The organism is Clostridium sp. BSD9I1, assembly GCF_900185645.1.
Taxonomy (GTDB): domain Bacteria; phylum Bacillota; class Clostridia; order Clostridiales; family Clostridiaceae; genus Clostridium_AK.
Window position 1 is genome coordinate 1 of sequence record NZ_FYAM01000021.1, and the last position, 1,047, is coordinate 1,047.

Below are 1,047 nucleotides of genomic sequence, written 5' to 3' on the forward strand. Positions count from 1 at the left end.
AACACAAGGTTGATAGGTCAGAGGTGTAAGTGCAGTAATGCATTCAGCTGACTGATACTAATAGGTCGAGGGCTTGATCTAGAATTTTAGTACTCTGTGCAATTTTGAAAGAACATAGTTCTTTCTAATGAAACTCCTCAGCGTAGCTGATGAGTACTCTATCTCTAGAAAATCGAAGATTTTAAGAGCTAGAGCATCTGGTGATTATGGCTTGAAGGTAACACCCGTACCCATTCCGAACACGAAGGTTAAGCTTCAAAGCGCCAATGGTACTGCCGGGGAGGCCCGGTGGGAGAGTAGGTCGTTGCCAGATAATAAGGATCTTTAGCTCAGTTGGTTAGAGCAACCGGCTCATAACCGGTTGGTCCGGGGTTCGAGTCCCTGAAGGTCCACCATATGGGGGATTAGCTCAGTTGGGAGAGCACCTGCCTTGCACGCAGGGGGTCAAGGGTTCGAATCCCTTATTCTCCACCATTTAAGCCACATAGTAATATGTGGCTTTTTATTTTTTTGTATTTATTATTATTTATTTATTCAATCACTGCCTTTACTAATATTCTCATTTCACTGTATGAAAATGATCATGGCAAATCAAAGATTAAAGGTCTTTGTCCTTCGATCAAAGTTTTAAATATTAAAGAACTTTCATGCAAGCTCTATGATTTAAGTAGTTATCAATAAAAGATATTAGTTATACCCGTTACTACTTATCCTTGTGTGTCGATACGCAATATATTTAGATAAAGTGAGAAAAACATAGAAATAAAGGGTTAATTGCATTTAAATAGGATTGAATAAAATTAATGGATTATGTTTTATGATAAGATAATTCATGTCGTCGCAAGAAACGACAAATAAGTTGACAAAGATTTAAAAAAAGATTTTAAAAAGTTGTTGACAAGAAGAAATAAAAATGTTACTATATAAAAGTCGCTTGGAGCGACAGGGTCTTTGAAAATTGAACAGAGAATAGAAACCAGTCAATTACTTAACAGTTAAATGTTAAGAAACGCGATGAGCGAAACAGATTAAACTTTTAAATTGAGG

General features: G+C 36.5%; 2 tRNA genes and 2 rRNA genes. All 4 read left to right on the forward strand.

The annotated features are described in order from the left end of the window. Positions 1-81: ribosomal RNA gene (locus tag BSD9I1_RS07355) — 23S ribosomal RNA — on the forward strand; the annotation flags it as partial. A 115-nt stretch (positions 82-196) separates the two neighbouring features. Then, a 5S ribosomal RNA gene (gene rrf / locus BSD9I1_RS07360) occupies positions 197-313 on the forward strand. A 5-nt stretch (positions 314-318) separates the two neighbouring features. Further along, a tRNA-Ile gene (locus BSD9I1_RS07365) sits at positions 319-395 on the forward strand. A 3-nt stretch (positions 396-398) separates the two neighbouring features. Continuing rightward, a tRNA-Ala gene (locus BSD9I1_RS07370) sits at positions 399-474 on the forward strand. The last annotated feature ends 573 nt before the right edge of the window (positions 475-1,047 follow it).